The sequence below is a fragment of the Bacteroidales bacterium genome, assembly GCA_031275285.1.
Classification (GTDB): domain Bacteria; phylum Bacteroidota; class Bacteroidia; order Bacteroidales; family UBA4181; genus JAIRLS01.
This window is the reverse complement of record JAISOY010000095.1, coordinates 39681-58554: the sequence shown is the minus strand read 5'-3', so window position 1 is coordinate 58554 and position 18874 is coordinate 39681. Positions and strand designations below refer to the sequence as shown.

7 protein-coding genes are annotated in these 18874 nt (G+C 39.0%); 2 read left to right on the top strand and 5 right to left on the bottom strand.

Going from position 1 to position 18874, the window contains the following annotated elements:
• From LBQ60_10490 to LBQ60_10470, 5 genes are all read right to left on the bottom strand, one after another.
• Complete coding sequence (locus LBQ60_10490) at positions 1-8946, bottom strand: gliding motility-associated C-terminal domain-containing protein (GenBank protein MDR2038337.1); 8946 nt, start codon at positions 8944-8946, stop codon at positions 1-3.
• 132 nt (positions 8947-9078) lie between these two features.
• Entirely contained in the window at positions 9079-9630 is a 552-nt protein-coding gene (locus tag LBQ60_10485; protein MDR2038336.1) for an SPOR domain-containing protein, read from the bottom strand.
• Between the two features lie 27 nt (positions 9631-9657).
• Complete coding sequence (locus LBQ60_10480) at positions 9658-10614, bottom strand: PorP/SprF family type IX secretion system membrane protein (GenBank protein MDR2038335.1); 957 nt, start codon at positions 10612-10614, stop codon at positions 9658-9660.
• A gap of 2 nt (positions 10615-10616) precedes the next feature.
• Positions 10617-12341 (bottom strand): OmpA family protein, encoded by a 1725-nt coding sequence (locus LBQ60_10475; protein ID MDR2038334.1) that lies wholly within the window; start codon positions 12339-12341, stop codon positions 10617-10619.
• A gap of 22 nt (positions 12342-12363) precedes the next feature.
• Positions 12364-14949 (bottom strand): gliding motility-associated C-terminal domain-containing protein, encoded by a 2586-nt coding sequence (locus tag LBQ60_10470; protein ID MDR2038333.1) that lies wholly within the window; start codon positions 14947-14949, stop codon positions 12364-12366.
• Positions 14950-15386: 437 nt separating this feature from the next.
• Between LBQ60_10470 and mnmG the strand changes: the two genes are divergently transcribed.
• Together mnmG and cls are read left to right on the top strand one after the other, a co-directional pair.
• The gene (mnmG, locus tag LBQ60_10465) at positions 15387-17261 is read left to right on the top strand and encodes a tRNA uridine-5-carboxymethylaminomethyl(34) synthesis enzyme MnmG (GenBank protein ID MDR2038332.1); all 1875 of its coding nucleotides are present in this window, start codon (positions 15387-15389) and stop codon (positions 17259-17261) included.
• A 178-nt stretch (positions 17262-17439) separates the two neighbouring features.
• Entirely contained in the window at positions 17440-18870 is a 1431-nt protein-coding gene (gene cls, locus LBQ60_10460) for a cardiolipin synthase (GenBank protein ID MDR2038331.1), read from the top strand.
• Positions 18871-18874: the final 4 nt, after the last annotated feature.

Genomic DNA, 18874 nt, shown 5'->3' with positions numbered 1-18874 from the left:
TTACTTTACGATCTGTAACAGTACCGAGCTCTTATATTCTTTACCTGTGGTATCGTCAATCAAGACATAAAAATAAGTCCCGGCCGGCATCATTTTACCCTTGTATCTGCCATCCCAACCATCGGTACCATCATATAAAAGCAAACCCCAGCGATCAAATACCTTAATATGGAAGTTCTCCAATAACCTGTCGTTAAATCCGTCATTATCAGGTGTGAATACGTTTGGTAGATCATCCACAACCAAAGGTTCATCTATAACAACCGTATTCACTATTGAACAATTCCATTGGTCGGTTACTGTGATAGTATACGTATTGGCATGCAAATGGTTGCGATAATTTGTATTTAATGTTGGATCATCGTTCCACAAATAATTATAGTTAGGAATACCTCCTGCTACCATCACCGTAATGGTACCGTCATTGCCGTTTTGATAGGTTTCGTCCGTAGCTGCAATCGTAACAACCATTTTTTCATTCGGTTCAGAAACGATAATAGGTGAGACAATGAGCGTGCAACCTGCACTATCTGCTACAATTACGCTGTATGTTTTGGCTATCAATCCTTCACGTTCTGGAATATCAAAGACCATTCCGTCATCCCATGTATAGGTGTTTTCACCCCAGCCTCCTTCGGTTTTCAGGTAAATGGCTCCTGTTGCATCTTCTTTACAGGCAACATTAAGGATTGAGTCTATCGACACTGCTAAACCAAGTAGCGGTTCTTTTACCAGGAAAGTATCTTTGAGTGTTTCACATCCGTTATCCTGGATGGTAACAACATATTCCCCGGTAAACAGGCCTGAGATATCAGAACGGTTACTGCTGTTCGTATATCCGTTGGGTCCTGTCCAATGGATTAAGTACGGGTCATTGGGCGTAGGGAACGGATTACCGTTATTAACGGTAATGCCTATTTTTCCGTTGGAATTGCCTTTACAGATAACATGGCCGATCGCAGAACCGGAAATAGCCAACGGTAAAGGCTGGGTAATAGTAACTGTGTCAGTGGCTGTACATAGAGCACTATCATTGGCTACAATGATATAAACACCAGGGAACAGGCCGGTAATGTCGTCCGTGTTGGCCGTATAGCTATCCCCTTCCTTGCTCCAATTGATCACATAATTAGGACTGTCCCAACCACCGGATATAGTGGTGCTGATGGCACCGTCACTTCCGTTATTACAGGTAACGTTTTTAATATTATCAATAGCTATAGACAATGATAAGGTGGGTTCAATTACTTCAATCGAGTAACTTACAGATGTAGGATTACTCCAAACATCAGTGATCGTGACCGTATAAATACCTGCCTGAAGGTTTTGGATGCTATCATTTCCTGATGTGAAATTACTGGATGTGAAGCCGTTCGGACCCGTCCACCTATAATGGTATTTTCCTGCGGAAGCTCCGGTTTCTCCACCTCTTGCCACAATAACGATCTTTCCGGAAGCGTCGTTTTTACATTGCAGGCTCCGTAAGGCAAGTGTATCTATTTTAATATCGTCATCTACGATCATGGTGGAAGCTTTCATTTTACCCCATAAAGCAGTGGTGATGCTACTGGAAATTAATTCTGCCTGTGCCAATTTCGAAGGTTCCGGAATGCTGTCGGCGATTACACAAATTTCTATAAATTGTACGGTATCGGTTGCCAGACAGCTGTTTTGGAATGAAAGCGAACCGGTTTTATAATTGTATCCTGCTAAAGGATCAGTACCGTTTCCTCCTCCGATTGACTGCCAATCTGCTTTGATTTCCTGATAAGAAGGATTGGTCAAACTGACCTTAAACAGTAATGGAGTACAACCGTAATTATGGCCCGGACCCTGTATGATGGTCCCTTCTTTTATGGAATCCTGTACGGCAACCATATTAATGGTGGGCATCCTGTCGCTAACTGCTATTTCCACTGTTACAGTATCATTGATCAGTGAAACCAGGGGTGGTGCATTGAACAGGTAAGCATAAAATGCTTCATCCCATTCAAAAATATTGTCATCTACGATATTGATGCTGACTACAGCTTCTGCCATGGTTTGCGAACCGCTGACAGGGGTCCAGCTTGACTGTGGGATGGTTTCGATCAGATTTGCTTTCCAGGCGTCCACGCCACAGTCAGGAGAAGTACCTAAAGTGGCCAGGGAATCTCTTGGAAGTATTTTTGACAAATAGCTTTTATCAGTTCCGAATCCAACATCCACGCTTCCTGAAAGATCACCTACACGTTCGACAATAATGCTCAGTGTACCTACATCTTCACTGATCTTAGGATAGGTTGGTGGCTGGGTTACATAATCCTTGAACCTGATACTGCTGAATTGAACAGGTGTCTGGACATCGTTATTGTTGGGATCCCCGTCATCATTATAATCCGTTGGAGAAGTGTCGGACGGTTCATTGGTAACTATTGTGTGTAAATTATCCGGTTCTCTTGAATTGTCCGGTTTTTCTGCATCCGGAACGGTAGCCAAAGGCCATGTGGAAATATCTGTAGTCTGGCAAACCAAATGATTGTAGGCACTGATAGAGGCGTTATTTTTGAATTTAACACCAGTATAACTTAAATTGGGTGTTGCCCGGTAAGTCATTTCTATTACTGCTGTTTCTCCGCCGGCCAACATACCTGATTGAACCAGATTACCTCCTCCTATATACAAACTGTCTATTTCTATTTCCGAAGGAAGTGTTAACGGAGTGTTTATTTTGATTTTAAAGCTATCAAGATCCACCTGTCCATTGTACATCTGGTACAGTTCATCACGGAGCATAATACTGTTCAGATAAGAACTACTGTAATTATGGATCGTATATGTGGTAGTGACAATAAAATCAGAAGGTTTGGCCGGATCAATGACCCAGGTATTTTCTTTTGCCAGACCAATTAAATTGGTATGGATATAAAGATGCAACTTTTCTTTCGATAACACTTCACCGGCTACGGAGTTACTTCCCGTACAGGTGGGGTTATCCCCGCTGACTACATATATCGTGGCTACTTGATCATACTTATAGTCGGATGGTTGGAAATTATTCTGATCTACCTTAATATCGATCTCATATTCGATACGTATATTTTTCTTGTAGTTTTCAGAATATTTTCTTGGAACTGCCCATTTGATAATAGTGGAATCCGGGTCATCAGTAATTAAATTGTATTTGATCGGCTCTCCATCCATATCCCATGGTGTCCCGGCATCCGTCGGATCGGTGTTCAATTTGTCGTACCGGATAGAATTGCCCGGATTGGCGGTTAAATCAAGGGTAAATTGTTTCGGAAGTTTGAGGACAATGGAGTCATTTTGCAGTGCTCCGGCTCCGATACGGTATAACCTTGCAGTAAGGGTTCCTTTGTCCTGGTTATTGCACAATGCAAAGTCCGGTCCGGCTGGTGGATATAGATCCTGGTCAAGTTTATAATACCGGAATCCTTCAAGATATATCTGTCCTCCGGTAATGGTATCCTGATCACCATAAGCAGGTGTTCCGCAGAGTCTGTTCGCATGCATTTGTACATTAATACTCGCACTATCGGCATCAAATCCCTGGCATTGAGGATTCAGTAAGAATCTTAAAAATACAGTCCTATCATCAAATTCGGTATTGTATATACCGGGTATGGTATCCCTGTTGATGAAATCTTTCAATGTTATGTTGATGGTACGTTCAACATCTCCAGGAGTATTAACATCTCCGTCGAATCCGAGCATTTTTGTTTCTGCTGTTGTTTCGAACTTGAGCGTATCCCCTTTCCATTGGTAATAACCGCTATTTTCTACATATTTCAGTCCTTTTGGGATGCTTATATCGATATTCACATCCTTCACTCCTATCATATCTGTAGTGTTGAGTATGATCTCAACAGGGAAATCATTACCTAACGAAATTTCATCCTTATCATATTTTCCTCCTGTAACAGGTGCTTCGGGTTTTTTAGGTGTATCCATCAGTTGCGTGACCATCCCATTGATGGCAGATTCAAACTGGTTGATATAGATGGATTGCGTAATTCCCACCCACAGGTCGTAAGTCGGTGAATTGATATTGGTGGTGGTATCCAATGGATTACTTTGGTAATAATTGGCCGTGCCGTTCAATGTATAATTCATCGGATCGGTTGTCTGGTTGAACCAGGGCGTTACTACCAGACTGTCCCTGTCGCATACATACGGATCATACCGGGCGACAATGGTATAATATTGTGCTGAAGATTTCAATAATTTGTCCGCTACTTTGATCCATCTTCCCTGATACCCTTTATTAGGTGTGGTGACAATATTATTATTATGATCCACAACGTATAACGGCTTAAGTGATCCGTCTCCTTCAAGATACAGCCAACAGTTCATGACATCTTCAACCGAAGACGGATTGGTTACACGAACAGTCCATCTGACCGTATCATTATATGCGTAAGCTTCTTTGTCAAAATATTCTACCAGGAAGTTGGCGGCATTATTATTCAGGTAAAATGAAACGGATTGATTAAATGGATCCAGTCCGGCATCAGGAGGAGATGCATAAGACAGATCAACTGACACAGACGACAGTCCTATCGGGGCTCTTGGAGTTACTTTTATGGGTATATAGGCATTAGAGCTCCATCCTTCGTCAGCAATCTGATCCTTTGAAGTATTGTGTATTTCTTTAATATCAGTATCCCAGTAATTCGTGAGCGTTACTGCTGTTTGCTTATTTCCATTCAGGAATTCTTTTACAAAGTTGTGTTTGTAGATGCCGTTCTCCTTAGTGGATCCGATATTTAAAAATTTCATATCACCTTCCAATACATAACCATAAGGAAGGGTGAATTTTACATCATTCACATAATAAGGCTGGCGTAGCTCATTGGTGAATGTAGTGTTGTTCCATCCGTACGTACCAATAGTTAACAAATGGCTGTAAGAAGCATTCTGTGCAGTGGTATATTGAGGGCTTAACATCTGATGAATCGGAACGCTGTTGGTTGTATAACCAATGGTATAGCGGTCCATTTCTCCAACAAAATAGGCATCCATTTGAGCTATAGGCATATTTGGGTCTGTTCCCACTGGGAAATCATCATACCAATTGGTTCTTTCCACATCATGTACATAGGTCCAGAATTTATAATTACTGGTTTCCTGTGTTCTTGCACTACCGGTCACTCCTGTTTCTACCCGGGTGGTCCATACCGATTCTATGGCGATTGAGTCATAGGCTCCGAACAAATAAGCTGGCGTACCCGGATCCCAGTGTAATCCGAGATGATTGGAACCATTATAATTAGGTTGATATTGAACACTTCCTGCTCCTGTGATGGTATGGTTAAGGTATTCAAAATATGTACCGGTAATTTTTTGGTAAAGTTTTATTTTGGTTTCCTGATGGATAAAATTAGTAGCATCCATCTTGCGGTTTTTATCACTCAGTACAATATGGAGATGTTTCCATTTTGTAGGATCGGCAGGATACTCCATTAACCTGGATGATGTTTTGAAGATTATGGTATCCAGATCATATAAACGATCAAATCTTATTTTTTTGCTTAACCCTGTGGTATCGGTATCCCCGCCGCTTCCTATCTTACCTCCGTTATCAATACCGTTATCATTTTGATCGCCTTTGGTCACATTGATCCTTTGACTGAAATATCTCTTTAGATTGACTCCGGGCTCGTTGGTACATTTAACTGTAGTGGATGTCCTTGCCTTATAGACTTTATGTAAGACACCGTTTTTGGTTTTATAATTAACAGTATAATGTACTTTGTTGATTTTTGTCTTATTATCGGTACAGACCCCCATTACCTTCAGTTCGATTTTTGCATTTTTACTGAGGTATTTTTTATCAAGGTTTTGTATCTTGATGCGCCAACGATTTTGGCGAGGATCGCCTATACCCGGAACATTTGGTTGAGGAGTTTCTATATCTGATGCATCTACGCGAAATACAGTAATAGAAGAATTCAGGTCTCCCAATACCCATTTCAACTGGCTGCCATCATTACCTGTCAGGACGATCCCGTCAAACTGCATGTCGGGTGCAGTAAGCGGGACATTGGATTCCATATACAAATTGATCTCCAATTCTCCATCGAACCAGTTATTGGTCTCATGCATGGGAAAAACATGGAAATAATCACCAAATTCCATGGTATATGAACCGGGTAAATTGACTCCCGGATCATCACTCATGTCGATTAAATTGGTATTTCTGACCGATAAAGGAGCAAATGCAGCAACATTACCACTTCCATTGATAAAGTAATCCCCTAATCTTCCAGCTTTTCCTGCTTCCTGACATTCGTCAGTATATGTGATGTTGCCTAGATACAGGTAGGAAAAATATTTGTTGGTCAAGACATCCGGTTCGGTGTCATTGGTTAATGAACTATATCTGTTAACAACATCCCGGCGAATCGGATAGATGATTTCAGCGGTTTTTCCTACCGGGATATATAAGCCGGTACTGATGTTGGAGAAATTGAAGCTAACACTTGAGGCTCTACTTCCACTGGCAGAGACAGTATAAACCGGTCCTCCGTCAATCTGGACAGTTACCTCATTGGGAATGATCCATTCCAGGCTGGTATCGGCTGTACGTATTGTCATTGGAACAGCCACATTGAAAGCATCACTGGTTCCGGTATTAGTCAGTTTTATAATAAAATTATTTGGTGAACCATCTTCGGTAAATGTTGTTGGTTTTATTATTTGAAGATCCAGAACAGGCTTTCCTGCGGGACGGTATATTTCTACACCTACGGTAAGTGTTTGTGCTGGTTTTTTACATGCCCAATAGGACCGGATGGTTTCTTTTTTCAATCCACAATTAAGGTTGGTACCTTTCAGATCAGCTTTTGAACGTGTGATTACATCATAACTAATGATAATATTTTCATTGGGATCGAATAATTTATCTTTGTTTCCTATGGTTTGAAGGATAGCATCTGTAATGGTGACGGTGAATTTTTGGTAAGGAGTAGATGTGGCATAAGTGGCTGGGATACCATTAATGGTTAGGTTATCCAGTTTTTCTATGATTTTTTGGTCGAATTCTATCTCGATGGCCAGATCCTGACTTGTAATTACGCCTAAACCAGTGTTTTGTACTTTGATTTCCTGTGGTTTGGAATTATCTGTTTCGCTGGGGAAAATAAGGGTTTCTCCTTTAGTTAATTGCATAACCAGATTTCCCTCTTTGACCATGTAAGAATACCTTTGTTCTGTTTTAGAGGTGATCAGGTCTTTTGCATATAGATTTGTTCCACTTAGGAGGGTGTGTCTTAGTTTGACTATATCTTCCTTCGTTCCCTGTGTAGCAGAACACAGTGCTGTTTTTGTAAACTTAAAACGCACTCTTTGGTTGGCTATCAATTCTGTGGCAGAGACCGGAACAAAATAATAAGTGTTACCGCTTTTAGAGTCATACTTGAAATCTATACGGTTATCTGCGGCAAGATTTTGAAAATCTCCTTCGTACTGCACACCAGCAGGCATGGTGATCTCAAGCCTTGGTATCCTGAAATTCCCTTCGGCGATAAAGAAATCAATTTCTACGGTATCTTTTATACCGGTTCCTTTATGTAACTCCTTAAATTTTGATTCCGGAGCTTTTCCTATCCATTGGATTAAACGTTTGTCATCATCGCGGATATAATAAGTCAATGATGATTTTCCTATATCACTTAAATCAGTGCTGTTGACTGTAGCTTTTACGCTAAATTGTTCCTGCTCTTCTTCAATATCGTCCTGTTTGATATTAAAAGTAAAAGTACTTTCCGTGGCTTGGCTGTTAAAAGTAAAACTACCGGAAGTAGCGCCATTGAAATCTGCGGCATCAGCCATGGTTGTTCCGCTTCCGAACACTAGTGCTACAGGGACGGTTAGATTTTTATAATGCGGATATGATAATGTTGCTTTTACTGTTACAGGCGTTCCGGCTGGAGGATTGCTTGTTCCTTCCGTATATTTATTTTGCCCGGTTAAGTCAGAAAGCGTGATGGTCGGTTTGGGTTCTTCACTATTGATGGTGGTGTATACTATGCGCTGATTTAACGAGATGTTAGATGCTTGTCCGGTTAAAGTCAGTGAAAATACCTCTTTCAGTTCATAAACATCATCATCTACGATCTGCATTTCCAGTGTTTTAATATCTTCTCCATTATTGAATGTCAGATTATAAGTCAAAAATGAAGAATAGGCATCTATTCCCGAGCCTGCGGCAGTTCCTAAAGTTGCCGGTAATGTATTTGATCCGTAAGTGGTTCCCGCGAATGTTGCTACTAGATTAGTAGTCTCTGCTTTGTATCCTCTTCTCTCTATGATAAATTCCATTAATTTGGCATCACTTTCAGCTTCAGTACGCTGAGGAAGCCCTGTAATGGTGATCATAGCTATATTAATGGGCGTTACCACGCCAGGTGCACCATTACCTCCGCCAGGTGTACTTCCGTTAATCGACTCTGCATCTACAAAAATATTATTTCTATTTTTAGCAGATACATAGGCGGTAAATCCCTGGATCCCATTTTGTGGGTAGTTGGTGTTAAGTTTTATGTTATAGATGATAGTAATTGTTGCTGTCTCACCTGGTTGTATATAAATGCCGGTGCCAGTAGCAAAGATATTTTCCGACCCTCCGGTGTGACTTGTATTTAGGGTGAGTTTTGTGCTTGCTCCGAGCGTGCTGCTAAGCGTACGTGAAACAAAGGAGATCGTAGCAACATTCCGGTATGCAAATTTTATATCATCTTCTAAATGAACAGTGTATAGTGTATCTGCTCCGGAATTTTCCACTCTGTAAATCAATCTGATATTAATATTCCCATTAATATCTGAACTGACTATCTGTGCTTCTTTTGCCAGTTTTATGCCGCTTTGTGCCAATCCTGGTAAACAAAATGAAAATGATATAACGAAGATGAAAATGTTTTTTATGACTGCGCTCAATGATTTCATTCCTATTAATATAAAATATTAAAATCAATAACAGACGAATAGATTTATTCGTTGATTGAAATATCCCCTAGATACTATATATATACGCTTTTTAGTATAAATAGTTACACAGTTTTTTCAGCCGTCGTGTCTTTATCTGTTTTCCAGCACCCATGCTTCTTCACAGCCGTCCAGATCCTTGATACTGCTTAAATCATTGTAAGCTTTGTTGAGCCTGTCATATTTACCTACTGATACTCGATATAGTCCTAATTCTTTAAAATGTAGAACATTGGCTTCAATGTCTTTTTCTACTGCCGATACCAGTTGTTCAGCACTGTATCTTTGGTGATAACTGCCTATGATAATATAAAACCCTGTGGGAACCGATGAAGAAGATTCTTGTTTATGTGTTACGGCCACCGGTTGAGCAACAGGCTCTGGTTCCGGTTGGACTTCTTCGTTGATTTCTTCAGGCTCTGATTCTGGTAGCGGTGCTGGTGTTATGATGATTGTTTCTTCTACAGCTGGTTTTACGAATATTTTTTTTATAGGATCAAATAGGATACCGATAGTTATCCCTATTCCTATACCGAGGAGGAGGACTATGATAATGGTGCCTGTATTTTTTTTTGATGTTGATTTCTCAGGTTTTTCCGTATTTTTTGGTGTAACGGGTCTTTGTCTGTATCTAACGGGGGACATAATAAATATTTTTAAGGGTGATAAATATTATTCTTCAATGAAACGTGGTGATTTGGTATTGATTGCTTTCTTTGGTTTTCCTATTTTTAATGATACCATTATTTCATGGGTATTCTGGGCAATGGAATTTACTTTTCCAATCGAATAATCGTAGGAATATCCTAAACGTATAAATCCAAGCTGGAGACCAACCATTCCTGCGACAGCATTATCCGGCCTGAATGCTGCTCCTATCCAGTATTTTTTCAATAATAAACCTGTAAGGCTGATATCATAAAATATGGCATTGTCGAAATTGCTGCCACGCACTCCGGCAATCAGGTCGAACGATGATCCGAGTGGTTGCGTATAACGGGCATATGCATGGTACTGTTGTGCTACTTTTAGTGTTGTTTGATCTTCCGGCAAACGGTATAAATGTGTAACTGAAGCACCTAATAATATTCTTTGTGAACTTAATTCAAATCCGAAATCAACATCAGGACTCAGTTGTGATTCTTTTTCCATTTGGGATAGTTCCGGGTCTGAATCCTGTATGTAGAAGTGTTTGCTCGGGTCATAGGATTGTTGTATGATGCCTCCTGATAATCCCAGTGATAATAACCATTTACTGCCCAGGTTTACATGAAAGGCGTATGCTAACTTTACATTGGTCATATTATAACCTACGCCGAGCTTATCATGCGTAGCCGTTAGACCTAATCCGGAACGGATCCGGTCAAAATAATTATGAATGTTGACCACTTGTGTCTCCGGTGCATTATCAAAGCCTTTCCATTGTTGTCTCAGTAATACATAAACATCAATATTATTAGAATTACCTGTAGCTGCAGGATTCTGATTGATTCTCGACAACCATTGTTGAGTGAGCAAAATATCGTTTTGCCCTTTTACCAGATGTGGGCCATATAAGAAAAGGAGAAATAAAACGAAGAAGATGTATTTTCCTTTCATATATGATTTTTGATATATGATATTCTTCATGGTTATTTTGATGTTTGAATAACGCGTATTTCAACACGCCTGTTCTTTTGGAATTCTTCTTCGGTTATCGCATTGCGTATTGCAGGTCTGGTATTTCCATAGCCCTTGATAACAAGGCTATTTTGTTTGATACCCCTGTCAACCAATCGTTTTGCAACATAGTCAGCGCGTTTCTCGGATAATTCCTGGTTGAATTCAGGTCCTCCCCTGCTATCCGCATAACCTGAGATCTCAAATTCAGCATTAGGATAAGCTTTCATTAATGCCACAATTTCTTTGTATTTATTCCTGTATTCCCTTTGAGGGACAAATCTGTCAAAATCAAAATAGATCACGGCCACAACATTTGTTGCCGGTTTTACAGGAGTGGGCTTTGGTGTTGTTTTTTCAGGAATAATTTCCGGGATGACTTCCGGAATAATTTCAGGTTCTGGTTCCGGCTCTAATTCCGGTTTTGGTTTTTGTTTTCTTGGAGGAGAAGGTAGATCTTTTTTGTCAAATATATAAATATCATCGCTTTTTGACGTATTCCGGGAAGAAATAAGTAATCCTTTATTGGAAAAACTGATTAGGTTAAAATCATCTGCGCCGCTGTTAAACGGGCGACCAAGATTGATTACTTCTCCGAATTCATCACCATCAATACTGACAGCAAAAATATCCAGTCCGCCGTAACCGGGATGTCCGTCTGAGGCAAAATATAGGATACTATCACCTTCAATAAATGGAAACTCTTCTCTTCCGGATGTATTGATTTTTTCTCCTAAATTTACCGGCTCTCCCCATTGATCTTCGCTTTTACGATCGACATACCAGAGGTCTGTTTTTCCTTTTCCATCGGCGGCATTGGATGAAAAATACAATCGTGTTCCATTTTTTGACAAAGCCGGGTGTGCCATATCATGAGAATCATTTATAAAAAAGGGTTCAGGCTTTTCCCATTTTCTACGATTGTAAGTGCTCCGGTAGATACCGCATTTTCCGCTTTTAGGATCACAGGTAGTCATATACATATGATTGGTTGCAGAGTCGTATGCAAATATACCGGTATTGTAATAGGTCTTCATGAATGCTTTTTCTTTCTTTGGTGATGTGAGGTCATTGCCATCCAGTTTTGTGGAAAATATTTCCGTAAATCCTAAACCTGTACGTGGGTCAATATCACGTCCTTTGGTGGATGCTCTGGAAAAGAAAAGCTCTCCGTCTGCAGGTGAAATCCCATATTCACTTCCGTCCGTATTGATCTTTGAAGAGCGCATTTTGGTTTCCGTATTCGGGTCAGGATGCGATAAGGCGTATTCACATGACTGGATATAGAGATCAATATTTGGGTAATTTTTATCTCTTTGTAAACATTCTTTAAATGCAACCAATGCATCTTCGTATTTTTCTAATTTTTGGAGTGATAATCCATAGATACAGAACGTTTCAGCCGTTTGGTAATTCTTATTCATTCCTTTTTTTAACCAGTTGACTGCTTCTTTTGGATTGTTTAAATAGTAGTAACTGATACCTATTTGAGTCTCTATATAGGCGCTTTCATTTCTGGTGATTTTTTTCCTTTTTAGATCGGATTCGTATGCAGGAATAGCTATGGCATATTCATTCTTTTCAAAATAGGGTGTTCCGTTTAACTTTGACTTGAAGGACTGCGATTGAGCATTAACTTCAAATGACCCGATCAAACATACGAGAGTAACGATACTGACGGTGATGATTCTTTTCATGGATAATGATATGTATGTCAGACTATTTTTTATATAATTGAATTGATCCCTTTTTCTTCATTCCATCCGGGAAGGTGACTATGTAGAAGTAAATAGCCGGTCGTGCCAGTTTACCTTTATAGTACCCATCCCATCCATTATTTCCTTTATAAACTAATGTTCCACTCCGATCAAAAATTTCAATTGTATACCCCTCCATGAAGATATCATTGATGCCATCTCCGTTAGGGGAGAAGATGGTAGGAGTACGGTAATCTTTTATTTCAACGATCGTTTGTGCCGTGCAATTATTGTAATCACTCACTTCAAATGTATAGTTTCCTATATCGAGTCCTGCATATTCGGTTTTTCCACCTTCAGATACTCCATTGATAAAATAACTATATGGTTCGGTTCCACCTTCTGTCTTTAATAATACTTCGCCATCCGCAATTTTTTCAACATGTTGTTTTATTTCAGCGATGAGTGATATGGGTTCTGGATTAAGTAGTTCCGTTTCATAAAGAGCAAAGCAATTGTCAGTCCCGAAAACTTTTATTTGGTATTGACCTGCTCCTAGCGAAGTGTTTTCCGGTCCGGATGCTGATGGATAGTTTTCATCATTTTTTATCCATTGATAGGTATATGGTTGGTTTCCTCCGGATATACTTAAATGGATTTCACCATTTTCATGATCATAACATTTCGGTGATGCTGTTAGGGCATCATCAATGACAGGAGGATCGGATGTTACAGAGAAAAGATTAGCAATAGTTTCTCCAGGATATACCCGGCCCAAGAAATTAGCTACCGGGCCGATTTCAATGGGGATATTACTTTGATTAGATGCTATATTGCTATGAACATTGTAAGTAACAATTGCATCTTTCTTATCAGAGGACCATTCAATGCTTGAAAATTCAAGAAAACCATTTGAGTCATACCCTGGAAAACTGATGATATTATCTGAAGTTTCTGTCATTGGTTGATTGAAACTTAATGTAACGACCTGGGTGTTGTCATTACAGGTAACATGGTTATTCAAAGAAGGTGTAACAAGGATATCAAGCATATCGATCACCAGGTTTTTTTCTGCTCTTCCTTCGAATTGCGCATTGCCTGCTGCACTTTCTCCTTTTGAAACAATGATGATCACAGATGGATATTGGACCTGTTGGTGGACAACATTATAGGTGATGGTACATGTTTTATTATCAGCCGACCAGTTGTATTGGGGTGGGGAAGGGAAATAGGTCTCAGGATCAAGAGCATTTCCAAAAGTAATTTCAGGTTTGGAGTTGGGGTCCATTTCCATGTTATAGGTAACGGTAAAAGTAATGGTGGGTGTTCCTTTTACAACTACTTCAGGTGAAAAAGTAACAACACATGCAGGGCTGTTAAAATCGATGCTGAACACATTCGGAATAGTTTGTAATGGCATGCTTTCTCCATTGATACTTTTGGTACCGTCTACTCCTACTGCAATATTATTTATCGCCACCCTGTCTGATTTATCTATATTGTATGTAACCGTATATGTTTTATTGTCCGTCCAGGATTGAGAATTGACTGTGAGTACGTTTTGTGTATTTGGTGTAAAAGTGATACTTGGGATAAAAGCTATGTCCATTTCAACATTAAAAAGGAGTGTCAACGTTGCTGTATTTCCGCCGGTACTCTGGATAATTGATGGCGACATGCTGGCTGTTACACCCATTGTACGTTGGTCGATATTAATGCTGGTAGTGCCTTCAGTTACCTGGGGATTTCCTGCAACATCCTTTCCACTGTTTACTTTTACTGTGGCTGTAGTGTATACACCTGGATCCGTCCGGCTGACAGTATATGTGGCTACATAGGTTTTAGCGTTGCTCCAGTTTCCGCTTTGGAATGTAAATATCCCGTTTGCATCTACCGGTTCTATAGTGATTACAGGATCCACAGCTGCCATATCTTCGGAATATTGTACAGTGATAGTATGGCTGGTGGTAGTTGAAGAAATGTTGCCGGATGTAATATTAGCAATGGTTGGTGACACAAAATCTGCTGTAAAGCTTTCTGTTCGTGTTGATCCGGTTACATCAGATGGGTCAGCTCCTCCTGAGATAGTGTAATTTCCTGAAATACCATCCATACTTGTGTTTTCTGTAATCGTATAAGTACATTTTAGCACCGTATTGCCGCTTTCCCAATTTTTTGTTACAGGAATGATAACCGTATTGTATTCAACAGGAAAAGATATTTGAGGATATTTGGCAGGATCGGGATCCATAGCTGTTTCGTAAGTGACTATAATTGTTAAATCAGTGGAGCCTATAATAAGACTATTGCTGCTATTGTTCGTTGAAAAACTTACCTGATCAATGGCGATCTGATTCATTTGGATAGTGAATTCAGTACTTGTTTTTTGAGATCCGGTTTGTCCTCCTTGAGAAATTCCTCCTGTTACAGTGGCCCTAACGTCAAAATCATTTTCTTTGCTGGTTTGAATGACCGAATAGGTAAAAATAAGTTCGAATGAGTCTGTCCAGATTGCACTACTTAATGTAAGTGTTTTAGCTATTTGTGTGTTAATATTCTGGCTGATTTGATCAAAAAAGTTGATGACAGGCTGATTTGGATCTGTCATGTTCATTGGAGTGGGATAACTTACTGTGATAGTAAATTCTGTAGTTCCAGGTTGGATTTTTGTGGCAGATAATACTATGCCACTGGGTACAACTTGAGCTACGACAGTAAAAGAAATTAATAGCAATGTCAAGGAAAAAAAGCTTCTAGTGATTTTTTTTCTTAATCCATTTGTTATAAATAACATAAGGGACTTTCGAATCAGTATACTATGGGCCATATATTTTATATTTACTTAAATTAACTATCTAACTATCGAAAATTAAGACAAATATATATGTTAATTTTCATAATTTTTACATTTTTATCAATGAATTCAATATGTTTGTCTAAATCGTGCTTATTTTTTTATGTTTTTTGAACAATTGGATCTTTATTCTTGTTCTTTTTTGTCTCAAATAAACTTTGGTATCTTTGTATTTATTATTCAGAAAGGGAATGAATTTTTCGCAATATGATATTATCGTTGTAGGTGCCGGACATGCCGGATGTGAAGCAGCGGCGGCGGCAGCTAATATGGGTGCCTCTGTTTTACTGATCACTTTTGATATGGAAAAAATCGCTCAAATGTCGTGTAATCCTGCAATGGGTGGTATTGCAAAAGGGCAGATTGTACGTGAGATTGATGCATTGGGCGGACAATCGGCCATTGTTACTGATAAGACTTCTATTCAATTTCGTATGCTCAACCGGTCGAAAGGTCCGGCTATGTGGAGTCCGCGTGCGCAAAGTGACCGGATGAAATTTTCTTCAGTATGGAGAAGTATTTTGGAAAATACACCTAATCTTGATATTTTCCAGGATGGTGTAGATACACTCATTATTGATGATAATGTGGTCAAAGGAGTAATTACCCGGCTTGGAATCCGCTTTTATGCAAAATCAATCATATTGACTAATGGAACTTTTTTGAATGGATTGATGCATGTTGGGCGTGTACAAAACGAAGGAGGGCGTGTTGCCGAGCAATCTTCAAAAGGATTGTCTGACCAATTACTTGAGATCGGATTTGAAGTTGGTCGAATGAAAACAGGAACACCTGCAAGGATAGATGCCCGATCTATTAATTTTGAAAAGTTGCAGCCTCAATTTGGCGATCCTGTTGGTCAATTCTCTTTTCTTCCAAACGTTGAGAACCATTTATCAAAACGACCTTGCTATATTGCCTATACAAATCCAAAAGCTCATCGGCTTCTTGAACGTGGCTTTAAAGATTCTCCGTTGTATAACGGAACGATTCAAAGTATTGGACCTCGTTATTGTCCCAGTATTGAAGATAAAATTGTCACTTTTGCTTCTAAAGATTCCCACCATCTTTTTTTAGAGCCTGAAGGTGAAACCACTAATGAATTTTATATTAACGGATTTTCTTCATCGTTACCCTGGGATATTCAGTGGGAAGCTTTACGACAAATTGAAGGCTTAGAACAAGTAAAGATATTTCGTCCGGGATATGCTATTGAATATGATTTTTTTCCACCTACACAATTATCTCATACGTTAGAAACCAAACGACTTAAGAATTTATATTTTGCCGGACAGATTAATGGTACCACCGGATATGAGGAAGCAGCGGCTCAAGGACTGATGGCAGGAATTAATGCTGTTTTAAAAATCCGGAATCAGACACCTTTTATTTTGAATAGAGATCAGGCATATATTGGCGTCTTGATAGATGATCTGGTAACAAAAGGAGTGGATGAACCTTATAGGATGTTTACTTCAAGAGCAGAATATCGCATATTGCTTCGACAGGATGATGCTGATGTTCGTTTAACTCCTTTATCTCATGAGTTGGGTTTGGCCTCGGAAGAGCGAATGAAATTATTGAACAAAAAAGCAACTCAACGGGATCGAATTATTTCTTTTATTAAAACATGTTCTATTACTCCGGAATCAATCAATCTTTTTCTACAGGAAAATAATACATCTCCTATTCAACAAAAAATGAAATTGATTGACTTGTTGGTAAGACCTCAGGTTTCATTGTTTTCTTTGAAGGATCAGATGGTAGAGTTGGACGAATTGTATAGATTGATCCCAGATAGGAAAGATGAAATTTTTGAATCTGCTGAGATTTTAGTTAAATATTCAGGATATATTGAAAGGGAAAAGGAAAATGCCCTGAAGTTGAGCCGATTAGAAAATATACAGATACCTAATGGATTTGATTTTAGAAAAATGAATTCGCTTTCTACTGAAGCACGGATGAAGCTATCTAAAATTAAACCACTGACCATTGGGCAAGCTGCCAGGATTCCAGGTGTCTCCCCAGCTGACATCAATGTTCTATTGGTGTACTTTGGTAGATAGCTGTCTTGTTTTGCAAATGTAATTCATGATGCTAAATGATGTTCGATTTTGAGGTTCCACGTGGAACCTCAAAATGAAATTATACAAAATGTTTTTTTTGTTCCACGTGGAACATTTTTGTTGTGGTTGAGATTTTATGTCGGTTGCTTAATAAAAGGTAAATATAAGAAAAGAAGTAATGGAGTCTGCTTCGGTTTTTACCACTTTTATGTCTTTGGCTTATCTTATTTTAATTATAAGTACAGTCATAATTGTTTTGACCGAACCAACCAGACCGTCGAAAACAATGGCTTGGTTGCTTGTGTTATTATTTGTTCCGGCAATTGGTCTTGTTCTTTATTATGTTTTTGGCTATAATCCACGAAGAAGACATAGATCTACCAGTTATGAGAATTTTAAAAAAGAATTGTTTTCGAAAATTCCTAATATTTCGGATTATCTCGCTCAATATAATTTTGAGGATAAAGTCCTTCCAAAATATGCTACGCTGGTTAATTTGCTTACTCGTAATAATGATTCGTATGTGCTCTATGGAAGTGATGTCGAAGTAATGATTACCGGGAAAAGAAAATTTGAAGCATTGATTGAAGATCTAGGAAAAGCAAAACATCATATCCATTTGGAATATTTTTATTTCAGACGCGACCATATCGGAATGAAGATCCGCGATATCCTTATGAAAAAGGCAGCTGAAGGAGTATGCGTCCGTTTTATTTATGAAAATATTGCTAATATCGATATCAACCCCAGATTTTATTATAAAATGCGGAAGGCTGGGGTAGAGGTTCTTCCATTCAGTAAAGTTTCACTTCCCTGGATCAGAAGAAATTTGAATTCCCGGGATCATAGAAAAATTGTAGTGATCGATGGTGAAATAGGATATACCGGAGGAATGAATATAGGAGATGAATATGCAACCGAATGGAGAGATACTCATTTAAGAATACTAGGACAGGGAGTACATGGGTTACAGATGAATTTTCTCAATGCCTGGTATGATTCCGGAGGAGAGCTTCCGGAAATGATTAATCCATATTTTCCTGCATGTCGAAAATATTCGGAAAACCTTATGCAAGTAGTACCTGAAGCGCCGGATTCTCAATGGCCTTACTTATTACTTGCATCTACACATATTGTGAATAATGCCGATCGTTATATTTATATCCAGACTCCTTATTATATGCCTTCAGATTCATTGTTAGACGCTTTAAAATCTGCTGCATTAAGTGGTGTCGATGTCCGGGTGATGGTATCTAAGAAGGCAGATATATTTTTTATGGATCCGGCCACTCATTCATATTATGAGGAGTCTCTCAAGGCAGGGATCCGGATTTACGAATATTTGGATACCTTTGTCCATGCCAAGACAATGGTGGTAGATGACTATATTTCTGTTATTGGGTCGGCAAATCTTGATTTCCGAAGCTTGGAGCTTAGTTTTGAAATAAATACTTATTTGTATGATCCAAAAATTGCTGCCTATAATTATACTGTCTTTTGTGACGATATGGAAAATTGTCGGGAAGTAATTCTTGAAGAATGGCTAAAACGTCCATGGTGGAAAAAAATTATTGAATCAATTATGCGATTATTTTCACCATTACTTTAATAAA

Coding starts and splice junctions, on each gene's coding strand:
- LBQ60_10475 (MDR2038334.1), bottom strand. CDS start 12,341: ATGAAAAGAATCATCACCGTCAGTATCGTTACTCTCGTATGTTTGATC.
- LBQ60_10485 (MDR2038336.1), bottom strand. CDS start 9,630: ATGTCCCCCGTTAGATACAGACAAAGACCCGTTACACCAAAAAATACG.
- LBQ60_10470 (MDR2038333.1), bottom strand. CDS start 14,949: ATGACAGATCCAAATCAGCCTGTCATCAACTTTTTTGATCAAATCAGC.
- cls (MDR2038331.1), top strand. CDS start 17,440: ATGGAGTCTGCTTCGGTTTTTACCACTTTTATGTCTTTGGCTTATCTT.
- LBQ60_10490 (MDR2038337.1), bottom strand. CDS start 8,946: ATGAAATCATTGAGCGCAGTCATAAAAAACATTTTCATCTTCGTTATA.
- mnmG (MDR2038332.1), top strand. CDS start 15,387: ATGAATTTTTCGCAATATGATATTATCGTTGTAGGTGCCGGACATGCC.
- LBQ60_10480 (MDR2038335.1), bottom strand. CDS start 10,614: ATGAAGAATATCATATATCAAAAATCATATATGAAAGGAAAATACATC.